This window comes from Hymenobacter terricola (assembly GCF_017921975.2).
In the GTDB taxonomy this organism is placed as follows: Bacteria; Bacteroidota; Bacteroidia; order Cytophagales; family Hymenobacteraceae; genus Hymenobacter; species Hymenobacter terricola.
Genome location: NZ_JAGEMO020000062.1, coordinates 65,641 through 87,670 on the forward strand (window position 1 = coordinate 65,641; position 22,030 = coordinate 87,670).

Sequence of the window (22,030 nt, forward strand, 5' to 3'; positions counted from 1 at the left end):
GCTAGTCAGTAGTTGTTAATTATTAGCACACTGACAGCTAACAACTACTAACTACTAATTAAACAGAGGCCAATCATACGAAATGCCGTCCATCCTGCGGAGCTTAGCGTAGTTATTTTACCGTTGTCTTATTCCCCCTCTTGCTGCCGCCACGTCAGCGCCCTCCCGTCACTTTCTGCATGATTTTCAACCAAAAACAGCTATTTCAGGGCACCACGCACATTGCGCTGCGGGCCGAAAGCCTTTACGTGTGCAAGCGCAACCCCCAGGGCGTGGCCACGCTCGAAACCGAAGTCCCCTACGAAGAGATTCTGCCCATCAAATCCGGTGAGCACCGTCACATTCCCACCAACCAGCTGCTGCTCACGGCGCTGCTGCTGCTGGTGCTGGGCTATGGGCCGTGGAGCACGCTGCTGGCCACGGGCCAGGCCACCAACGCGCTGTATTCCTGGGGAGCAATTTTTGCGCTCAACGCCCTGGCCTTCTGGCTGCGTTTTGAGCAGCAGTGGTGCACTTTCCGCCTGCAAACGGCCCATCTGGCCATCACGCTGGCCGGCCGGCCCTGGCAGCGCAAGCAGTTCCGGGCCCTGGTTGCGGAGCTGGAGCGCCGCACCAAAACCTACCTGCGCGACGAATACGGCCAGGTTAACCCCCTGGGCTTCATCGAGCCGCAGCTGCGCCGCGTGGCCTGGCTGCACGAGCTGGATGTGCTCAGCGCCCGCGAAGCCCAGGCCCTGAGCACGCGCCTCACCGGCCGCCGCAACACCGACACGCTCAAGAGCATGGGCCAGGAGCTGGAAGCACCGTATCTGAATTAGAGCCTGACAAAAGGCCGTATTTGTGAGAAGACAGGACGCAATAATTTGTCCTCATCCAAGCGGCTTAAAGTGGCAATCAGCCCTTTTTCAGACAACAAAAAGCCCCGACTCATCCAGAGTCGGGGCTTTTTGCATTAATCAGGCTAGTCGGCTTCTGGAGGACGAAATAGCCGGGCTGAACTTCGTTTGCCACGGCCTGCGGCCGTGCAACCACGAGGCCGCTCCTACTCCCGCGTTACCCGCAAGGTTTGGGTGGCACCGTCGAGCACCAGGCGCACGAGGTACACGCCGGCGGCTAGGCGGCCGGCTTCGGGCAGGGCTACTGCGCTCAGGCCGGCGGGCATGGAAACGGTGCGCTGCACCAGCAGGCGGCCGGCGAGGTCGTACACGGCCACGGAAGCGGTGGGCAGCGACCGCGCGGCTTGCACCGAAAGCGAGAACCCCGCCGCCCCAAAAGGCACCGGCTGGGCCTGCACGATGAAGCCCGCCGAGGCGGCGCTGCGAGTGGGCAGGATGGCGGCGGGCGTGCTCAGCGTCCAGGTACCGGAGATGGCGGAAACGCCTTCCACGTAGTTCAGGCTGGTGCTTTGGGCCGAGGCGGCGATGGGCGTCCAGGGGCCGGCCAGCGTACCGGCCCGGAAAGGCTGGAGGCTGCTTTCGGCCAGGCCGTTCAGCTCGGCGTCGCGGTAGTTCAGCCGCACGGTGGCGCTCACCACAATAGTGGGAATGTAGTCGAGGACGAAGTAGCGCCGGATGCTGGTGCGGCCCGGAGCCCGGCCAATGGCCTGGTCGGTGATGCGGACGAGGCTCACGGCACCGGGGCTGGAAAGCGCCTGGCTCAGCATCAGGCCCACCCCGCCAAAGTCCTGGCTGCCATTCACGGCCAGGACGCCCGTGGCCTGCACGCGCCCCGAAACGTAGGCATCAGCCGTTTCGGTGATGGTCGCGCCCTGGGTTAGGGTAAGGGCCGAAGCCTGGGTTTTCAGGATGCCCCGCTGCATAATGACGGCCGTTCCCACAGTCAGGCTTTGGGCCAAACGGGCCGTATCAGCGGCGGCGGGCAGGTTTACCAGCAGGCGCGGCACGCTCAGGGAGTTGGCCGTGGGCGCATTCAGCACCACGGCGGAACCGCGCAGGCTGAGAACCCCAGTGGTGCCCGCGATGGTGGCCCCGGCTTCCAGGGTCAGACTGCCATATACTTCCAGGGTGCCCCCGTTGAGGGCCAGGGCGGTACCGGCGCGCAGGGTGAGGTTGCGCACCTGCACGAGGCCGGCGCTGAGCACGGGCTGCGCGTTGTTGGCGCCGCGCACTTCGGCATCGGTGGTGGGGGTGGGCAGGCAGGTCCAGTTGGCGGCCAGGGCCAGGTCGGCGTTCTGCCGCAGGTGCCACTCGGGGCCGGGGGCCACGCGCACGTTCACGGTGTCGCGGAAGGTGCAGCCGCCGGCACTGGTGGTACCGATGTAGCGGTAGCGGCCGGGCGTGGTGGGCACGGCGGCCAGCACGTTGCTACCCGTGGCGGTGAGGCCGTTCGGGCCGCTCCAGGTCACGCTGTTGTCACGGGCAACGAGGCTCCAGGCCGTGACGGGGCCGACATCGGCCGGGCCGCCATCGACGACGAACAGGTTCCAGGTGCCGTTTTGCGGCGCGGCGCGCAGCTTGGCGAAGCCCGTGGGCTCGTCTACCTGCCAGCTGCCCAGGAAAGGGGCCACGCCGAGGCCCAAAGCCCGGGCTCCCACCGAATCCACAAAAAGGGTGTTCTGGTAGTTCTGGCCCGCGCCGCCGTTCATGCGGCTCAGCAGCACGCGGGTACCATCGGGGGCTTCCACGTACAGCGTGAGGTCGCCGGTGTAGGTGTGGGTGATGCTCACGCGGATGCCGCGCAGGTCGAAAAAGCCTTCGGCCGGGCCCGCTACGGTGAGCGGAATGCGCACACCCACGGGGTTATTGTCCGGAATCTGCACGCTGCCGGTGAACTGGTACGGGCCGGTCAGCTGGTTTTCGAAGGGGCGGCTGCGCAGGCGCGTGGTACCGCCGGCGCAGGCCACGGAGTCGATGCCGGCGGGCGCGGCGGCCACCGGGCGGCGGGCCATCACGGTCACGGTTTGCTGGGCGGCGCAGTTCGAGCCGGGCGTGGACGTGCTCACGGTGTAGCGCAGGCGGCCAGCCACGGTGGGCGTGGTGCGGCGGCGCTTGCCGGTGGCGGCGTAGCCGCCCGGCCCCAGCCACAGATACGCCTGGCCGGCCACGCTGTCGTCGGCCGTCACGCGCAGGTCGATGGGACTAAAGCCCTGGCCGCGCCCGGCGCACAAGTCCGTTTGCAGGGCCGAGGCCGCCAGCACGGGCTGGCTCACGCTTACGCTCACGGCCTGGGCGCTGGTGCAGCCGAAGAACGGGTCCGAAGCCAGCACCGTGTAGCGGTACGTGGCTGTGCCGCCGCCCACCGGCCCGGCTGGCGCGGTGGTAGCCACGAGACCGGCCGACTCCACGCCCGGCCCAACCCAGCGCACGGAAGGCACATCAGCCGGCAAGCGGTTGAAAAGCAATTCGACCAGCTCCACGTTGCCGGCGCTGCCCACCTGTCCGTCCTTGGCTTCGAGGTTGATGGCCACCAAGGTGCCGCTCGTAACCAGGCTCGCAAAGGGCGACGAGGGCAGGAACGTGCCCGTGAGCGTGGTGCCGCTCATAGTAGCCGGCAGGGCTGTCGGCGCATTATCGGCAAAAGTGAGGTCAAGAGTGGCGGGCGCGGTGCCGACCGCCGTGGGCAGGGCCGCGGCCAGGTCCAGATACGCGACGGCAAACGAGCTGTTGCGCACGGCCAGGCGCAGGGCCACCTGGCCGGGTTGGGCGTGGGTGAGGCGCACCCGCACCCCGGCCAGGCCGCTGTAGTTGCGGTAAGTGCTTTCGAGGCCGTGCTGCAGGGTGGCGCCGCTCACCACGGTGGTGCTGTACACGGGCACGGCGGTGAAAGCGGTGGCCCCGTCGGGCAGCGCCGTGACAATGGAGTTGCGCAGGCGCCGGGTGGCCGAAAATGTGGCCGTAGATGTCAGGGTTAAGGTATTGCCGGCGCAAATGCTGGTGGCCGAAGCTGCGGCAGTGAGCGTAGGCACGTCATCGGTGGGGCACTGGGCCTGGGCCCCGGCCGGAGCGGCGGCGCTGTTGCCCAGGCCCACGGCGTACCAGGCGTCGGTCACGGCCGTTACTTCGGCCGAGCCGGCCCCGAATAAATCCGTGGCGGCCTGAATGGTAAACACCCGCGCCGAGCGGTAGTCGGAGTTGGGCGTGAGGTAGAGGCGCTCGGTACGGTAGGCAATGCGGGCGGCTTTGGCGATGCCGATGCCCGTTACGCTATACGCTTGCTGCTGCTCGTTCACGCCGGTTTTGCCCACGCTCAGGATGTAGTACCAGTGGTTGAGCACGCCGGAGTTGGTGTGCACACCGCCATTATCGGCGGTGCCGAAGCCCCAGAGGCGCCCCCGGTAGTTGGACGGGCACGGCGAGAGCACGCTGGTGGTTTGCGGGTCGCTCATCGAGCGCAGGCCGCCCGAGGTCAGGCAAATGTCCTCGCCCACAATCCAGGTTTGCTTGGTGGGGTCGACGTAGTTTTCAATGGTAGCGCCCCAGATGTCGGAAAAGCCTTCGTTCAGCGCCCCCGACTCGTTCAGATACACCAGTCCGGCCGTGGCCTGGCACACGCCGTGGCCGGTTTCGTGGGCGCACACGTCCAGCGCCGTGAGGGGGCGAAACAGCGAGGCCCCGTCGCCGTAGCGCATGGCCGAGCCGTTCCAGTTGGCGTTGTCGTAGTTGGCCGAGAAGTGCACGTAGTTAATCAGCTTGCCCCCGTTGGCGTCCCAGGAGTTGCGGCCGTGCACGGTCATCCAGTAGTCATACACCTGCGTCGAGCCAAAATGCGCGTCGAGGGCCGCGTTGTCCCTGGCCGCGTTGTTGAATTCGGCCGCCGTCCAGTTGTTATCGGCATCGGTGAAATCCACGCCGGCCGTGAGCACGGTGCCGTTGTGCAGGTTGTAGGTTTCGATGCCGGCGGCGCGGGTGTAGTCGCGCAGCCGGTAGCTGCCGCTGAACAGGTCGGTGGCTACCTGGCGGCTGCCCACGTAGCGCGTGGCAAACGTGCCGGTAGCCGTCGATTTCACCCCGCGCTGGCCGGCCGGGCGCAGCGCGACGGCCGCCGCAGTGTGGGCCACCGCCGTCGCGGCCGGCACCAGTCCGTTGGCGTGTTTGATGATGGCATCCGTCAGCACCACGGCGCCGGAACGGGCGTCCACGTACACCAGGGCCCGGCTTTCGGGCTGCTGGGCGTAGATATTGAACTTCCAGGCCAGCACCAGCGGGCGCCGGGCGGGGTCGGCCACGCGGTAGTCTTCCACCACCACCAGCTCGCCGCTAGGGCGGTAAGTGGCGGCTGGGTTTTGGGTTTCGCGCTTCAGGCCGGCTTCCTCGGCGGCATCGTCCCACATGTAGCGGCGGGCGCCCACGGCGGCCAGGCCGCGCTGCAACGCGGCGGCCGCGCTCAGCGCCGGCTTGGTGCTGAGCGTGGCGGGCACGGGCTTGAACTCGCCACTGAGCACCCCGGCGGCGCGGTGCACCGTGTACACGCCGTGCTCCACTTTCACGCCGTTGAAATATTGCTGAAACCGCTCGTGGCGCTGGCCCAGCTCGTCGGTTTCCACGCGCAGGGCGCGAAGGTCGTCGGCGGGGCGCAGGGCCAGCTCCTGGCGCAACAGCTCGCGGCTATCGGGGGGCAGCTGGCGCAGTGCGGCGGCCTCTTTGGTGGGCAGCTGCCGCAGCTGCGGGCCGCCATCGGGCAGCAGGGTTTGGGCGGAAACGGCGGCAGCGGCCAGCAATGGCAGCATTCCGAACAGCCCGGCGCGTAGAGGTTTTTGCATAAATAAGCTGGGGTTGGGGACTAGGGGTGGCTAAAGATAACAACATTGCTATGCCACCAATTTTCCGAACCGCTCAGCCAACCATCCAGCCTGCACCGCCGAGTAGAGAAAAGCCAGCTGCGTTGCGCAGAGTGCGATACAGGGGACCGTTTTTTTTCGGTGCAGGCCCGGACAGCGGTGATTTTCTCACTGCCTTATGCGGCCGCCGCCGTTATTTTCTATCTTTAATAACTCTCCCGTTTACCTTTGCTGCAGTGGGCACCCGCCCGCCATTCTGCCCGTGAACCGCTTTCTGGCTTTTTTCCTCATCGCCCTCATGCTGCTCCAAACCCTGGGGCAGGAGGTGCTGGTCGTGGATTATCAGCTCAACAAGGCCCGCATCACCGAGCTGTACTGCGTGAACAAGGCCCGCCCGATGCTGCACTGCAACGGCAAGTGCCACCTCGCCCAGCAGCTGCGCAAAGCCGAAGGCGGCGACAAAAAAGCCCCTACCGAGGCCCTGGCCAAAGTAAAATACGAAGTGCTGCCCACGGCCGCCTTCGCCCTGAGCCCGCCGCCGCGGTGGCGGCAGCCCACCCGGCGCTACCCAACCCTACTCCCGGCGCATTGCGCCGCCGGGCCCGGCGCGGACGTGTTCCGTCCCCCGCTCCCACTAGCCTGATTTTGGGTCCGATTCTTCCTGCCCAGCCGGAAGAATAGCCCTTTTGCTGCCCAGCCGTTCCATCCAGCGGCCGGGTAGCTGGCGCGCGTTCGCGGGCCGCTTATTCAATCAGCTATTGGTTTTTCCCTCCTTCATTTTCGATGAAACGTTTCCCTGTTTTCGCTTTTGCGGTCCTGCTGGCCCTGGCCACTTTTGGCCTGAATGGCTGCAAAAAAGACGAACCCGTGGCCAATACCGGCGAATTCACCCTGCACCTGGAAAACGTGGTCGGGACCGCGCCGCTCGACCTCGATGCCACGACTTACCACAATGCCAACGGCGACAATTTCACCGTCAGCACTTTCAAATACTACATCTCCAACGTTACGCTGCGCAAGGCCGATAACTCCAGCTACCTCGTGCCCAACAGCTACTTTCTGGTGGACCAGTCCAAGGCAGAATCGCAGGACCTGCTGATGAAAAACGTGCCGGTGGGCGACTACACGGGCATTTCCTTTACGGTGGGCGTGGACAGCGCCCGCACCAAAGCCGGCAATTTCACCGACGTGCTCAATGCCAACAACGGCATGTACTGGGACATGAACGGGCCGGAATTCATCAACCTGAAGCTGGAAGGCCGCTCTCCGCAGGCCCCCTCCAGCGGGCTGATTTTCCACATTGCCGGCTACAAGCACTCCACTACCAACACCATCCGGACCGTGACGCTGCCCTTCCCGGCCGTGAGCCTGCTGATTCGGCCCGACCACTCGCCCGAAATCCACACCAGCGCCGACGTGCTGAAGATGTTTACCGGCGTCAACCCGATAAGCTTTGCCACCATTTACAACACCATGGGCGGCCCCAATTCGGTGAAAGTGGCTGATAACATTGCCGCCGGCATGTTCACCGTCGAGCACATTCACGCCAATTAGCTTTTCATTGTCAGGTGCTCGTTGCTCGTTGTCAGCTTCAGTTGGAGCCTCTTTTTACGGTTTGACCAACAGCGGACGACTAGCAACGAGCAACTATAATCCTTGATTCCGGCATGAAATACCTCGCCCTTTTTCTCCTCGGTGCCCTGCTGTTGCTGGCGCCGCGCCCCGGCCGGGCCTGCGACATTTGCGGCTGCTTCATGGGCATCACGCCCTACGACAACCAGAGCGGTTTCAGCCTGATGCACCGCTACCGCATCTTCAACGGCTACCAGGCGCTGGGCCAGTCGGCGCGGTTTTTCCCCAGTGGCGCGCGGCCGTTTTTCCCCTCGCCCTTCAACGGCGACACCGGCTACCACCACGACCACCACGGCGACCCCACCGATTTCGAGGCCTTTCGGGTCATCGAATTGCGGGGCAAATACTTCCTCTCAAGGCGCGTGGAGCTGAACGCCTTCGTGCCCTACGTGATGAACACCTCGCAGATAAACGGCAAGCAACTCAACTCCTCGGGCGTGGGCGACGTGACGGTGTTTGCCGGCTACCACCTCATCCGGGCCATCGAAACGGCCGGGGTGCAGAGCCGGCTCATCGTGGGCGGCGGCCTGAAGCTGCCCACCGGCGAGTACACCCGCCAGAACGCCCAGGGCCAGCGCTACCCGCTGCTCAACCAGGTGGGCACCGGCACCACCGACGGCTTCGTGTACGCCAACTACATCGGCAGCTACCGCAGCTTTGGGCTGAGCGTGAACAGCAGCTACCGGCGCTCGACGGAAAACACGTTCCGCAACAGCCTGGCCCCGAGCACGGCCACCTACGCCAGCCTGTTCTACCGCGTGCCGCTGGGCGAAAACTGGCAGATTTACCCCTCGGCGCAGTTTTTTTACGAAAAAACCAAGGGCGAAATGCTCGAAGGCCAGCTCACCGGCGAGCACGCCATGAACAACGCCCTGCTGGGCCCCGGCCTGGATGTGTACTACAAAAACGTGTCCTTCAACACCAGTTTCCAGCTGCCCATCTACACCGCCGAAACCGACCACCCGGCCAGCGCCGGCCGCTTCGTGGTGTCGGTGGGCTACAGCTTCAAGCAGACGAAATATCTGCTGCACGGCAAAAGCTGAGCGCTGGGAACCCACGAACAAAAAGTGCGTAGGTATTCGAATCCAGCCACTTTTCCCTTCTTTTCAGCTATGAGCATTTTATTGAATTCCGCCGCCGTCACCTTCGCTAAGGACCTCATCAAGCACGGCAAAATCAAGAACGACCAGGGCCACTGGGGCCAGCACAATCCCGGCTCGACGGAAGAAAACTCCTTCCTCAAAAAGCACGAAATGGACGAGTACGCCAACTGGCACCTCGGCCTCGACAAAAGCCACAGCGAAGACACCAAGGGCCGCTACAAATTCCCCTACGGTGACTTTAAAGCGGTGCACCGCGACGGCCTGATTGCTGCTAAGGAGCGCGCCGCCCAGCAAGGCTACCACGACATTGAAAAAGCCGCCGACGAACTGCTTCAGCTGCTGGAGCAGCACGCTGGGAACCCAGCCTAACCCTCGCAGAAAGCCCCGGCCGCAGCACTGGCCGGGGCTTTCTGTTGGCGCTTGGGTAAGCACCAAGCCCAAGGCCCGGGCTTTTGCCCCGGCGGGCCCTCAGGAACTTCGGCACTTGCCAGCTATACGAATCGGATTTGAGCAAACTATATCTCCGAATGTTTCCATTAACCTGAGTAGCGGGCTACATTTAGGCTTGTGATTGAACCCCATTCGCTGCCTCCCGCTCATGGCTCCTCTACTGTCCTGGTTGCGCCCGCGCCCGTGGTTTCCGGTGCTGCTGTGCCTGCTGGTGCTGCCCCTGGCCCTGCTGCTTAACCTGGGCCTGCTGCCGCTCATTGCCGATGAGCCCATCCGGGCGCTGGTGGCCCTGGAGCTGAAGCTCAACGGCAATTTCTTTGTTTCGACGCTGCAGGGCGAGTATTATTTTAACAAGCCGCCGCTGTTCAATTGGCTGCTACTGGGGTTTTTCCGCATGTTTGGCGCCATTAATGAGTGGGTAATTCGCCTGCCCACCGTAGTGGCCTTGCTGGGCATGGGCGGCAGCTTGTACTACTTTGTGGGCCGGCGGCTGGGGCGGGGGCTTGGCATGGCGGCGGCGCTGGCGTTCGTCACCAGCGGGCGCATGCTCTTCTACGATTCCGGCCTGGGGCTGATTGATACCCTGCATGCGCTGGTGACGTACCTGGGCTTCATGGCGGTGTTTGAGCTGGGCGAGCGGCGGCGCTGGCGGGCGCTGTTCGTGCTAAGCTACGCCATCACGGCGGTGGGCTTCCTGCTGAAAGGGCTGCCTTCGCTGGTGTTTCAGGGGGCGGCGCTGGTGGTGTATTTCGTGTTGGTGGCGGGCCAGTGGCGGCGCTTGCTGTCGGGGGCGCACGCGCTGGGGCTGGCGGTGCTGGCGGCGCTGGTGGGCGGCTACTTTGCCGTGTACCACCACTTTCATCCGCTGCGCGAGTACCTGGCCACGCTCCTCGAGCAGTCGACGCAGCGCACCGTGGCCGCCCACGCCTGGCGGGAGTCGTTGGTTCACCTGGTAAAATATCCGTTCGATTTCGTTTCCGATTTCCTGCCCTGGACGCTGCTGCTACTGTGCCTGGCCCGGCCCGGCTGGCGACGGGTGCTGCGCGGGCACCCCTTCCTGCTCTTCAACGCGCTGCTGTTTGCGGCCCTCACGCCGGTGTTCTGGCTGTCGCCGGGCACCATTCCGCGCTACCTGTTTGTGCTCACGCCGCTGTGCTTCACGGTTGGGGTCTATTTTTACCAGCACTTCTGGGCCGAGCGCCGCTGGCCCCAACGGGTATTCGACGGCGTGCTGCTCGCCGCCATGGCCCTCCTCACCCTGTGCCTGGTGGCGGTGCCCATCATCCCCCAGGCTGCCCACCAGCCCGGCGTGGTCTGGAAAACGGCCCTGGTGGTACCGGCCCTGGCGGGTTGCACGTGGGCCTTCTGGCGGCTGCCGGCCCAGCGACTGGTGTGGCTGGGGCTGTTTCTGCTGTGCGCCCGCGTGGTCTTCAACCTGTTTGTGCTGCCCGCCCGCCTGCTCACCCGCGACGAGACACCCTACCGCACGGCGGCGCTCCGCGTGGCCGCCATTGCCGGCCACGCCCCCGTCTACAAGCTGGCCGATACCCACGTCGACAACGACGAGGCTTTTTACATCACCCGCGGCACGGGCCATATCGTGTACTCGTCCACGTCGGCGCGGCTGCCGGCGGCCCCCGCCAAAGATGCCTTCTACCTGGCCGAGGACCGCTACCTCACCGACCGGCGCTACCATCAATATTATGAGTTTGTCATTGATGACGGGATTCGCCTGCACTTGGTAAAATTTGAGTAGCGGGTACTATTTTCAATTTTTGGCCGGGCACTCCTCCCCCGCTTTCTGCCGGCTCCTTATCCCTGCTACTTGACAAGTCCGCCCCGCCTGCGCGCCGCCCTGTTGCTGCTGCTGAAGCTGGTGCTGCTGGCGGCCGCGCTGTGGTTCGTCTTTCGGCGCATCAGCCCCGGCCAGCTTGCGCAGGTGCTGGCCAGGGCCCGGCCGGGGTGGCTGGGGCTGGCGGTGGTGCTGTTCATGGCCTCGAAGTGGATTTCGGCGCGGCGGCTCAACTACTTTCAGCGCGCCATCGGGGTCCATTTATCCGAAGCCGCCAACCTGCGCCTCTACTGGCTGGGCATGTTCTACAACCTATTTTTGCCCGGCGGCATCGGCGGCGACGGCTACAAAGTGCTGGTGCTGCGCCGCATCTACCCCACCAAAACCGCTGCCCTGGTTCGCGCCCTGGTGCTCGACCGCGTCAGCGGCCTGCTGGCCCTGGGGGTACTACTGGCGGCTCTCACCTGGGTGGTGCCGCTGCCGCTGCCCGCGCTGTGGGCCTGGCGGGCGGCGGCTGGTTGCGGGGCGGCGGGTGTGCTGCTGGGCGGGGCGGCGGCTACCCGGCGGTGGTTCGCGGCGTTTGGGCCCACGTACTGGCGCACCCAGGCGCTGGCGCTGGGCGTGCAGGCGGCGCAGGTGCTGTGCGCGCTGGCGCTGCTGGCCGGCACCGGCACCGGCACGCAGCGGCCGGCGTACCTGCTGGTGTTTCTGGCTTCATCGGTGGCGGCGGCGCTGCCCTTTACGGTGGGCGGCGCGGGCGCCCGCGAGGTGGTGTTTCTGCTGGGCGCGCAGTGGCTGGGGCTCGATGCGGCGGTATCGGTCGGGCTCAGCCTGCTGTTTTATTTGATATCGGCCGCAGTGGCCCTGCCAGGGGCATTGGTGAGCGGCAACGAGGTACTCGGAATCGCGGAGAAGAACCCGTAGTTGCTCGTTGCTCGTTGTTGGTTGCTAGTTGCCATACAACATTCTGGCTAACAACTAACAATGAGCAACTAATAACCCGCTTACTGTTGAATGACTACTTAAATTTCATCGTACCGAATCAGTCGCCCGCCTTGCTCGGCCAGATGGGCGCGCCAGGTGCCGCCGCGCCAGAATTCGTATTCTGCGCAGCGGGCCAGGTACGAGCCGGGCCGGTCAGCCAGGCCGGGGTGCGTCATAAATTCCACGATGGGCCCCAGCCGCCGGGCGCGGGCCAGCCCCTGCGCAAACAGGGGCAGCGTGGCCGCCTGCGCCGCCGAAAAGTCGGCCGCCAGCGCGTTCGGAGTCACCAGGCCCCGCAAGCCAGAGGCCGAAATCCGCCCGAACACGTTCAGAATACGCCCACGCTGCCCATAGCCGGGCTGAGAGCTCCAGCGCCGCACCCGCCCGATGCCGAGCTGGCCGAGCATCTGAATGAGGGCCGGCCCCAGGCGGGGGTACAGGTGCAGGTGCTGGTGCGAGTCGGCGTGGCTGAGGGGCAGGCCGTGGTCGCGCAGGCGGCCGATTTGGGCGGCCAGCTCCACGGCCAGCTCGGCGGGCCGCACCCGCCCGCGCAGGTAGCGCAGCCACAGCTGCGGGGCGGTTCGGAACTGCCCATCGGGCCCCAGCAGGCTGGGCACGGCGGCGGCCGGCGCCACGGGATGGCCAGATATCAGGTTGAGGTGGTAGCCGACGGACAGGCGGTCGGTGACCCCGCGCAGGGCCGCCAGGTCGGCTTCGGTGGCCAGATTGGCCATGGCGGTGGTGCTGCTGAGGGCACCCTGCGCGGCCAGGGCGAGAATGGCGGCCGTGGCGGGCGCATCCCAGCCGAAATCGTCGGCGTTGATGATGAGGCGAAGGGCCATGCTTTACAGCTTCAGGGCCGGCTCCCGCAACTCGTGCCGCACCACGTAGGGCGCGCGGTTGCGGCGGGCGTAGTAGGCATACGTCCCAATTTCGGCCAGCAAGCCAAAGCAAATCAAAAAGATGCCGCCCATTATCAGGAAAAGGCTGAACAAAAACTCCATGGGGAAGCGCTGGGACAGGTTCACCCCAAAAAACAGGGAACTGACCAGCAGGCTCCCCGTGGCCAGCAGGCCCGTCACCAGGCTTAAGATGCCCAGCATGCCAAACAGGCGAAACGGCTTGCGCGAGTAGCTCAGAAAAAAGCGGAGCATCACCAAATCGACCATGACCAGCAGGGCCTTGCCCAGGCCGTAGTGGCTGGCGCCGAACTGCCGCTGGCGAATCTCAATCGGGAATTCGCGGTAGCGGATGCCCTTGCGGGCCACCAACGCCCCCAGAAACCGGTGGGAATCGCCGAGGAGCTCCACGTTGCGCAGCAGGTAGCTGCGGTAGGCCTTGTAGGTGGCCCCAAAGTATTCGAGCTGCACCCCCGAAAGCATCGAAATGAGCTTGTGGGCCGTGTTGGCCAGCAGGGAGTGAGCACGGCTATCGGGGCGCTTGGCCTTGGCCCCACCCACCATGTCGTAGCCTTCTTGGATGTAGGCCACGAACTGCGGCAGGTAGGCCGGGTCGTGCTGCAAGTCGCCGTCCATGGCCACCACGATTTCGCCTTTGGCCCGCTCGAAGCCCGCGCGCAGGCTCAGGGTCTGGCCGTGGTTGCCGGCCAGGTCGATGCCCACTATGGCGGGATTTTCGGCGGCCAGGGCGGTGATGCACGCCCAGGTGCGGTCTTCGCTCCCATCGTTGACCAGCAGTAGCTCATACGGCAGGCCGTGGGTGGTCATGACGTGGTCAATCTGCTCGACGAGCAGCGGCAGGCTTTCGTACTCGTTGTACAGCGGCACAACGATGGACACCAATTCTGCGGCCATCGGGGCTCCAGTAGCAGCCAGGGGCACCGTGGTTGGAACATCGGTAAGCAATTCGGCGAACATAGGCGGGCAGGCTGCTGTAAGTGTGTATCCAAATAGGCTAATCAGTGGGTTCTTAGGCGTGCAATAGACACAATATACTTCATGTATTGTTTATTTAACCCAAATAACTTGGACTTAATTATTACTGTTCAGCTACAATGCAGCTGGCCCCACCCGCCTTCCTGCTGGCATTCTGGGGGTCCAAAAGCACCCATTATGCCGAAAACACAAGGCGGCCTTAGCCCACCAAAAAGCCCCAGCCGCGTGCGCGAGTGGGGCTTTTTGGTGGGCTAAGGCCGCCTACCGGACAATTACTGGCGCTGAATTTCAGCTAGTGCCAGCTCCGGGTAGGGAATGTATCCGGGCGGATAGGCAGGCACCGAATACCACTCGTAGTTGGTTTTCCAGGGAGTTTGCTGGTCCTGGGGAACCAGCTGGTAGGTAAAGCTCAGCTTGGTGCCCACCCGGAAAGTGACGGTATCGGGCAGGTCGAACACCTTCACCTGGGTGTAGTCCTGGTTGTTCCAGCCTTTGGCCGAGAGCGGCGCGGCCAGCTGCACAATCCAGCGCAACCGGGGCGCCTGGTTGTGCTCGTCGTAAGTGAGGTCGTAGCGAACAATCTGGCCCTTGCCGGGCGTGGCGAGCCCCGGAATCGGAGCGGTTTTCTGGCAGCTGCTCAAGGCGGCGGCCAGCAGCAGGAAAGTAGAAAGCTTGTTCACGTAGCAGGAAGTAAGGAGGCCGGTAATCCGATGACCGGGCGAAGTCCGGGAAGGTTGCTCACGCTTCCATAATTTTTCGGAGCCGGCATCAGTCCTCCCCAAGTGCGGCGAAAAGCGGGCCGGGGTACGGAGCAAGAGCAGCCGGCTCCCCAAAACCCTCCCTTAAACGAAAAGCCCCGAACTGCTTGCACAGTCGGGGCTTTTCAGGATTTCAGCAACGTGGCTATTCCACCACCAGCTTCTTCACCACCACACCGGCGGCCGTTTGCAGGCGCAGCGAGTACTCGCCCGCGGCCACATTGGTGAGGGGCAGCGTGTGGGTGCTGCGGCCGGCGGCCAGCTGCTGCGTCAGCACCACCCGGCCCAGGGCATCCACCAAAGCCGCCGTCACCGCCTGGTGGCTGAGGGCCGCAGGCAGCTCCACCGAAACAGCGGCGTGGGCGGGGTTCGGGAACACCGCAACCTGGCCGGCCAGCGCGGCCGAAGCCGTGCCCAGCACCTGCTGCGGCCCAAACACCACCTCAAAGCGCGGGGCCGTGCTGAAGGCATTCTGGGTGAAGGCATAGGTGGGCTGCTGGCTCAAATCGGTGAGGGTATTGAGCTGCAAATCGCGCAGGAAAGGTTGGGCGCCAGTCGTGAAGTTGAGTACCTGCGCCGCGTTCAGGGTGTACGTACCCGTGGCCGGCAGGCCAATGAAGAGCGGCACCGTAACCGTAGTGGTGCTACCCACTGGCAAGCCATTGATGGCCAACTGCGTGCCCATGGCAATCGAGGCCAGATTCAGGCCCGTGGAGTTGGGCAGCTTCACGGCATCGTACTGCGGGTCGATGCCGGCCGTGGCCCCGGCCTGGAAGTACACGTAGGTGTCGTCGGAAGCCGTGGTGCCCGTGGCCCCGCGCAGCGTGAGCTGCAGCAGCGGCCGGGTTTCGGCGGCGCCGCGCTGGAAGGGCGTGGCATCGGGCGAGGTCAGGCGCTGGCTGTTGCGGAACGTGACCGAGCCGCTGGTCTGCCCCGGGCTCACCCGGGCAAAGAAGCCCTGCCCCACCGGCACCACCGGGTTGCCGCCGATGCCGTTGACATAGGAACGGTACTGGCCCGCGTACTGGGCCGTGCTGCTGAACACGTAGATGGATGCGTCGAGGTTGGGGCGGTCGGCCAGGTTTATGGCGCTGGCGTCGAGCGGGGCCGGGTACGGGTTGCCGAGCAGCTGCCAGCCGGCATCGGTGGCCGTGGCGCCGGCATTGCGGGCCAGCGGCAGGGTCAGGTCGCCATTATTGAGCGTGCCCACGAAATCCACCAGCTGGCTGGCCCCGATGTTCACGGTGTAGCCCCGGCCCACGGTCAGGCCCGAGCTGAGTGCCGCGGGCGAGAAGAAGCCTTTGTCGAATGCACCCAGGCTGCTGGTGAGGGTCAGGCGGCTCTGGTCGTAGCCATACACCGTGGGGAAGGGCGTTTCCAGCGCGGGCGTAGCCGACGTATTGTAGGTCGGGTTTACCACCGGCGAGAAGCCGGCCGTGGTCAGGTCGGCCACGATGGAGTTGCTTACCGGGGCGCTGTAGTGGCGGTAGCCCAGGCCGGCGTTCAGGCTCGGGTCGATGTAGCGCTGCACGGTGGCATTGCCCAGCACTACGCCAGTGGTATTCACCACCAGCGCCGTGCCCGTGGCATCGGAAAGCAGGGTGAAGGGCTGGCCGCCGGTGGCGAGGTTGCCGGTCAGGGTGAGCACCCGCGCCAGGGTGGCGGGGCCGCTGAGCGTGGCGCCGGCCGCGCCCACGCTCAGGTTCCAGAGCGTGGCCGGGCTGCTGCCGCCCACGGCCTGGCTGGCCGCGCCCGTCAGCGCGAGCGTGCCGCCCGTGGCCGAGTAGCTGCCATTGGTCACAAAATCGCCTTTCAAATCCAGGGTGCCACCGGTCTGGCTTATGGTCCCGCCAGTGTTCAGGGTGAGGATTTTGGCCGTGGCCGAGCCGCTGGCAATGCTGGGGTAGCGCGGCATACCAGCCGGCACCAGGGCATCGAGCGTGGCCGTGGGTACGCCGCCGGTCCAGTTGCCGGCCGTGAACCAATCGGTGCTCACGCTGCCGTTCCACACCACCTGCGTGATGGGCGCATTGTACTGAATGCTCAACTGCGGCGCGGCCGTGTTGTCGTTGGTGGCCGCATCCTGAGCCACGCTGGCCGCCACGTTTACGGTCACGAGGCCCGTGCCCGCGGGCGTAATGCTGAAGGTGTAGACCGTGCCACTAACGGCCGTGAAGCCGCTGAGCGTGCCATTGGTCACCGCCACACCGGAGGCCGAGAAGCCGGTCACGTTTTCCGAGAAGGTCACCGTCACCGGAATCGGCGAGGTGCTGGTTGGGTTGCTGGCTGTGCTCGTGATGGCCACTGTTGGGGCCGACGTGTCAAGCGTATAGGACTGGCCGGTGGTGAAGCCGCCCACGATGGCGTTGCCGGGCACGTCGGTAATTCCCGTGCCGGAGCTATTCAGGTCGAGGCGCAGCGTGCCGTTGCCGCTCACGGGGTTCACCGTCACGTCGTACACGCCGCTCGAAACCAGCGTGGCGAAAGCAATGGAACCTGTTGCGGTTCCGGTGGCCATCAGGGCAAAGTCGGTCGGCCCCACGCCGTTCACCGCTTCACTAAACGTGACGCGGTAGACCAGCGTGGTGGCGTTGGTGAGGGCCGCGGCCGGAGTTTGGCGGTTGATGCTCGTGAGGGTGGGCGCTACGCCATCAACCAACACCCCGGCCGTCGGGCCCACACCGTTAAGGGTCAGCACGGCATCCTGGGCCGCCGCGTCGCGGATGGTACCGCCGTTGGCCAGCAGGGCGGTGCCCAGCGCGATACCGGTGGCATCGAGGTTGCCACTAACTACGGTGTAGCGAAAAATCAGGGCACTGGTACCGCTGCCCGATAGGTAGGTGGCCGCCACACTCCCGCCCGTGTCCAGGGTCAGGAGCAGCGTGGGCGTGCCGCCGGCGGCATTCACCGTCACGGCCGCCGTGAACGTTACCGTAAAGTCCAGGTTCTGGCCGGTGCGGTAGGTGCCGTTGACCGGTACGGCCACGCTGGCCACCGTTACGGCCGCGCGGGCCAGGGTCACGGTTTTCGTGGCCACGTTGCTGGCAGTGGTGCCGTCGTTTGCAGCGAAGGAAATGGTCCGGTTGCTGATATTGGGAGCCGCCGCCGTGTTGGTGTAGGTGACGGCGCGCAGGGCGGCCTGCCACTGGGCCACGGTGGCCGTGGCGCCGGCCGAGGTCAGGGTCAACACGCCAGCCGTATTGCTGGCGATGGCAATGTTGCCCATGGCCACGTTGGTGAAGGCCAGCACGTCTTCCGCGCTCTGGTAGTTGCCCGTGATGCTCACCGTAGCCGAAGCCAGCGTGGCATTATCCAGGTCCGTCACGGTCAGGGCCGCGTCGATGGCGACCGGCGTAGAAGGGCCGGGCAGACTCTGCGTAAACGCGGTGTTGCCGCCGCTGGTCGTCACGACGGGTGCATCGTTCACCGCCGTCACGCTCACGTTTTTGGTGGCCACGTTGCTGCCGAGGGCGCCATCATTCACCGCGAAGCTCACGGTGCGGGGCGTGGTGTTGGGAGTATTCGAGGAGTTCGTGTAAGTAACGGCGCGCAGGGCGGCCTGCCACTGGGCCACGGTGGCCGTGGCGCCGGCCGAGGTCAGGGTCAACACGCCGCCGCTGTTGCTGGCCGGGGCAATGTTGCCCATGGCCACGTTGGTGAAGGCCAGCACGTCTTCCGCGCTCTGGTAGTTGCCCGTGATGCTCACCGTAGCCGAAGCCAGCGTGGCATTATCCAGGTCCGTCACGGTCAGGGCCGCGTCGATGGCGACCGGCGTAGAAGGGCCGGGCAGACTCTGCGTAAACGCGGTGTTGCCGCCGCTGGTCGTCACGACGGGTGCATCGTTCACCGCCGTCACGCTCACGTTTTTGGTGGCCACGTTGCTGCCGAGGGCGCCATCATTCACCGCGAAGCTCACGGTGCGGGGCGTGGTGTTGGGAGTATTCGAGGAGTTCGTGTAAGTAACGGCGCGCAGGGCGGCCTGCCACTGGGCCACGGTGGCCGTGGCGCCGGCCGAGGTCAGGGTCAACACGCCGCCGCTGTTGCTGGCCGGGGCAATGTTGCCCATGGCCACGTTGGTGAAGGCCAGCACGTCTTCCGCGCTCTGGTAGTTGCCCGTAATGCTCACCGTAGCCGAAGCCAGCGTAGCGTTATCGTCCGTCAAGGTCAGGGCCGCATCAATGGCAACCGCCGTGGAGGTCACGTTGTTGCCTTCGACGAAGGCCGTGGTGCCACCGCTGGTCGTTACGACGGGCGCGCTGTTGGAATCCAGCACCAGGCCGTTGTAGGTGGCGCCCGCCGTGGCCGGCACCACCACCGTGCGGCCCGTGCCGGTGCTGCTATAGCGCAGAATGGCGCCCGTGCCCACAAACTGGTCCGTAACGTACACCTGCCCGCCTAGCGCGTCATACGCCAAATCCGTCGGCTGCGTGAAATTGACGGCCCCCGAAGCCAGCGGCGTCACCGTGAAGCCGGTGCTCAGGCTCACTACTTTCAGGGCATCGAGCGTAGCCGTGGCGCTGCCCTGGGTGAAGAATAAGCGGTTGCCGGCCACATCCAGCGCCAGTCCATTGTAATCGGCATTGGCCGTAGCGGGCACGATGACCGTGCGGCTCGCGCCCGCCGTGGTGAAGCGCAGAATAGCGCCTGTACCCGTGAACTGGTCGGCTACGTAGAGCAGGCTGCCAGCCGCGTCCAGCACCAAATCGGTAGGCTGCGAGAAACTGGCAGGCCCCGAAGCCAGCGTGGTTACGCTCAAAGTGGACAGGTTGACCAATTTCAGCGCATCGAGGGCGGAGTTGGTGGCGCTGCCCTGGGTGAAAAAGAGGCGGTTATTGGCCGCATCCAGGGCCAGGCCGTTATAGGTGGCCCCGGCCGTGGGCGGCACGATAACCGTGCGGCCCGTGCCCGCCGTGGTGAAGCGCAGAATGCCACCCGTGCCCACGTACTGGTCGGCCACGTAGATAAAGCCGTTGGCCTTATCGAGCACGATGTCCGTGGGCTGCGAGAAGCTGGCCGCCGCCGAGGCCAGGGTCGCGCCCCCGCTCCCGTCCGGGTTCACGGCTTTGGCGGCATCGAGGGTGGCCGTGCTGCTGCCCTGGGTGTAGTATATTTTGGAAAGCTGCGCCCACGCGCCGGGCGCGGTCAGCAGCAGCAAAAAGAGCACCCCAGCTCCCAGGTGGAAGCAGCGGGCAAGAGAATAGCGGTGTTTCATTGGAAACTGCGTGGTGAAGCAAACTCAATAGTGGGGCCCTCCCCCGCTGCCAGCGGGTGGGGCATGCCGCCCAAAACGGCGGCCAGCAGCAACCAAGGCCTATTGCGACGGAAAATCGCCGAACAGGGAAATGCAATAGTTCATCACCAGCGAGGTGGGCATAATATCAACGGCCAGTCCTGAGCCAGCTCCCTGAATGGTGCTGGCGTGCGCGGGGGTGGTGGCCGGGGCGGGCCCGTAGCCCAGCACGCTCACGGTTTCGCCATTCACATCAACCCCGGCCAGCGTGGCGGGCACGTTGCCCACCGGCGAGCTGCTGGTGGGCACGGTGTTGGCCTGAAGCGCGTGGGTATGGGCCGGCAGCTGCGTGCCGGTCAGCGTGCGGGTTTCGGTGCCGCCCAGCTGCCCAAGCGCGTAGTTCGACAGGCCGGGGCCCTGGTGGTAGTGGCGCGGGGCCCGGCCCCGCAGGTCGGGCAGGGCAAAGGTGGTTTGACCGTCGCCACCGTAGGTAGTGCCCAGCAGAAAAAACAGGGTCGTATTCTGCGCAATGGACTGCAGGCTGCCATCGCAGAAAGCCCAGCCCTGCGGCGCGAAGTTGCCGGCAAAGAGCATGATTTCGCCCACGTAAGGGCTGCCACCCGTCACCTGCCGGGGCGCGGCCAGGGCCGGGCTGGCCACCGCCGCGCCCGTGAGCGCGGCCCCCAATCGTTTCAACCAATTGCGGCGGGCCGGTCGGGCGGGGGCCTGCCGAGGGCCCATAATCGGCTCCAACCCAGCAGCAGTTGCTCTTAAACGCATAACAAACGGGAATTAAAATTCAAAAAAAAGCGCCCGCAACTTAGGACCGGGACGGATAAATGCCTTGCAGCGCGATGCAGTAGTTGAGCACCAGGTAGGGCGACTGCAGGCCAATGGGCAGGCTGCTGCCGGCAACTCCCAGGGTGGTGGCCCCGGCCAGCGCGTTGGGCGCGGCCGCCCGGTGCAGCACGCTCACGGCTTCGCCGCTGGCATTGGCGGCGGTGGTGGCCACGGCGGGCACGTTGCCGCCGGGGCTGCTGCTGGTGCCGGCCACGGCAAGCACCTGCGCGCCGTGGAGGTGCGACGGCAGCTCGCTTATTAGCAGGGTGGTGCTTTCGTTCCCCACCTGCTCCCCAATGGTGCGGGCGGTGAGGCCGGGGCCCTGGAACTGACCAATGGGCGTGGTCCCTTGCAGGTTAGGCAAGGCGAAATTGGTGCGCCCATCGCCCCCGTAAAACGTGCCCAGTAACGAAAACAAGGCCGTGTTCTGCTGAATGGACAGCAGCTGCCCATTGCAGAGCGCATAGCCCCGCGGCGCAAAATTGCCCGCAAACAGCATGATTTCGCCCACGAAAGTATCGGCGTCGAGGATATTTTCGGGGCTGGCCGGGCGGGCCAGGGCGGGCGTGGCCAGGGCCGCGCCCCCCAGCAGCGCCCCCAGGCGCTTTAGCCAGCTGCGCCGGGCGGGTTCGGCGGCGGGAGCAGTCGTGGTGTCCGGGCCTGCGGGGAGGAATTGGGAGGACATAGCGTTGAGCAACAGGAAGTAAATGGAAAATTAGCGGGCCGAAGTCCCGGCCGCTAGCTGCGCGAAGGGAAAATCCCTTGCAGCGCGATGCAGAAATTGAGCGTGTTGTAGGGCGCGAGGATGCTGACGGGCAAGCTGCTCCCCGTGGTGGTCACGGCCGTGGCGTCGGCCGCCGCGTTGGGGCCGGGCGCGTAGGCCAGCAGGTTCACCGTCTCCCCGTTGAGGTCGTTGGTGGCCGAGGCCACGGCGGCAACCGTGCCCACGGGCGAGTTGGAAGTGGCGGCCAGGCTGCTCACCTGGTAGCCGTGGCTGTGCGCCGGCAACTGCCCGGCGCTGATGGTTACGTTCTCGGTGCCCCCGCTCTGGCCCAGGAGGTAATTGCTGCTGGTGCCGCGCGGAGTGCGCCCGCGCAGGTCGGGCAGGGCGAAGTTGGTTTGGCCATTGCCGCCAAAAGTGGTACCCAGGATGGAAAACAGGGCCTGGTTTTGGTTAATGGGCAGCAGCTGGCCTTCACAGGCGGCCCAGCCCCGCGGCGTAAAGCCGAACGCGAACAGCTGGATTTCACCCAGGTAAGGCTGAATGCCCTGCACCTGCTGCGGCGACGCGGGCCGGGCCTTGGCTGCCCGGCTCAGCAGCAGGCCGCCCAGCACTGCTGCCAGGCCTTTCAGCCAGCCGCGCCGGGTGGGCGGCTCCGTTTGCGAAATAATGGCCGGCAAAGAAGGGCCAGCGGGAGTAATGTTTTTTTCCATACAGAGAAGAAGGAAGAACTACTTGCCTGAAAGCAGCAGTAAGCACCACCATTCAGGCCCCAAACGTAGGGGTTTAAATTGAGCATTACAAGGTATTAATCCAAAAACAACTATATCGAATCCCTGCTAAAAAACCCGGCCAGTGCCGGGGGGCGCATCCGGCCGGATGCGCCCC

The 22,030-nt window shown here is 65.1% G+C and carries 15 protein-coding genes; 7 read left to right on the forward strand and 8 right to left on the reverse strand.

Features of this window, described 5'->3' with window-relative positions:
* Nucleotides 1-179 precede the first annotated feature (179 nt).
* Nucleotides 180-818 carry a hypothetical protein gene (locus J4G38_RS22300; RefSeq protein WP_210518849.1) on the forward strand — a complete coding sequence of 213 codons (639 nt, stop codon included), beginning with the start codon at nt 180-182 and terminating at the stop codon, nt 816-818.
* 224 nt (nt 819-1,042) lie between these two features.
* Here the strand turns inward: J4G38_RS22300 and J4G38_RS22305 are convergent, their stop codons facing one another.
* Nucleotides 1,043-5,719: a M4 family metallopeptidase gene (locus J4G38_RS22305; protein WP_210518851.1), complete on the reverse strand. Its 4,677-nt coding sequence runs from the start codon at nt 5,717-5,719 to the stop codon at nt 1,043-1,045.
* 280 nt (nt 5,720-5,999) lie between these two features.
* On the opposite strand from J4G38_RS22305, the gene J4G38_RS22310 reads away from it, so the two are divergent.
* From J4G38_RS22310 to J4G38_RS22335, 6 genes are all read left to right on the forward strand, one after another.
* Entirely contained in the window at nt 6,000-6,380 is a 381-nt protein-coding gene (locus J4G38_RS22310; protein WP_210518852.1) for a hypothetical protein, read from the forward strand.
* A gap of 140 nt (nt 6,381-6,520) precedes the next feature.
* Nucleotides 6,521-7,291, forward strand: a complete 771-nt coding sequence (locus J4G38_RS22315; protein WP_210518854.1) for an MbnP family protein — start codon at nt 6,521-6,523, stop codon at nt 7,289-7,291.
* A gap of 113 nt (nt 7,292-7,404) precedes the next feature.
* A complete protein-coding gene (locus J4G38_RS22320; RefSeq protein WP_210518856.1) occupies nt 7,405-8,412 on the forward strand; it encodes a hypothetical protein in 1,008 nt (335 codons plus the stop codon).
* 69 nt (nt 8,413-8,481) lie between these two features.
* Nucleotides 8,482-8,841, forward strand: a complete 360-nt coding sequence (locus tag J4G38_RS22325; protein ID WP_210518857.1) for a hypothetical protein — start codon at nt 8,482-8,484, stop codon at nt 8,839-8,841.
* A 229-nt stretch (nt 8,842-9,070) separates the two neighbouring features.
* Complete coding sequence (locus J4G38_RS22330; RefSeq protein WP_210518859.1) at nt 9,071-10,678, forward strand: ArnT family glycosyltransferase; 1,608 nt, start codon at nt 9,071-9,073, stop codon at nt 10,676-10,678.
* Between the two features lie 69 nt (nt 10,679-10,747).
* A complete protein-coding gene (locus J4G38_RS22335) occupies nt 10,748-11,638 on the forward strand; it encodes a lysylphosphatidylglycerol synthase transmembrane domain-containing protein (protein ID WP_210518861.1) in 891 nt (296 codons plus the stop codon).
* A 98-nt stretch (nt 11,639-11,736) separates the two neighbouring features.
* Here J4G38_RS22335 and J4G38_RS22340 read toward each other — a convergent pair whose 3' ends face one another.
* From J4G38_RS22340 to J4G38_RS22370, 7 genes are all read right to left on the reverse strand, one after another.
* The gene (locus J4G38_RS22340; protein ID WP_210518862.1) at nt 11,737-12,540 is read right to left on the reverse strand and encodes a carbohydrate deacetylase; all 804 of its coding nucleotides are present in this window, start codon (nt 12,538-12,540) and stop codon (nt 11,737-11,739) included.
* Between the two features lie 3 nt (nt 12,541-12,543).
* Complete coding sequence (locus tag J4G38_RS22345) at nt 12,544-13,575, reverse strand: glycosyltransferase family 2 protein (RefSeq protein ID WP_210518864.1); 1,032 nt, start codon at nt 13,573-13,575, stop codon at nt 12,544-12,546.
* Nucleotides 13,576-13,865: 290 nt separating this feature from the next.
* Complete coding sequence (locus J4G38_RS22350; protein WP_210518866.1) at nt 13,866-14,273, reverse strand: hypothetical protein; 408 nt, start codon at nt 14,271-14,273, stop codon at nt 13,866-13,868.
* A gap of 223 nt (nt 14,274-14,496) precedes the next feature.
* Nucleotides 14,497-19,563 (reverse strand): Ig-like domain-containing protein, encoded by a 5,067-nt coding sequence (locus J4G38_RS22355; protein WP_226163677.1) that lies wholly within the window; start codon nt 19,561-19,563, stop codon nt 14,497-14,499.
* Nucleotides 19,564-19,662: 99 nt separating this feature from the next.
* A complete protein-coding gene (locus tag J4G38_RS22360; protein ID WP_226163679.1) occupies nt 19,663-20,361 on the reverse strand; it encodes a phage tail protein in 699 nt (232 codons plus the stop codon).
* Nucleotides 20,362-20,401: 40 nt separating this feature from the next.
* On the reverse strand, nt 20,402-21,106 hold the full coding sequence (locus tag J4G38_RS22365) for a phage tail protein (protein ID WP_226163682.1): 705 nt from the start codon (nt 21,104-21,106) through the stop codon (nt 20,402-20,404).
* 53 nt (nt 21,107-21,159) lie between these two features.
* Nucleotides 21,160-21,855, reverse strand: coding sequence for a phage tail protein (locus tag J4G38_RS22370; RefSeq protein WP_226163684.1), 696 nt, complete (start codon nt 21,853-21,855; stop codon nt 21,160-21,162).
* Nucleotides 21,856-22,030: the final 175 nt, after the last annotated feature.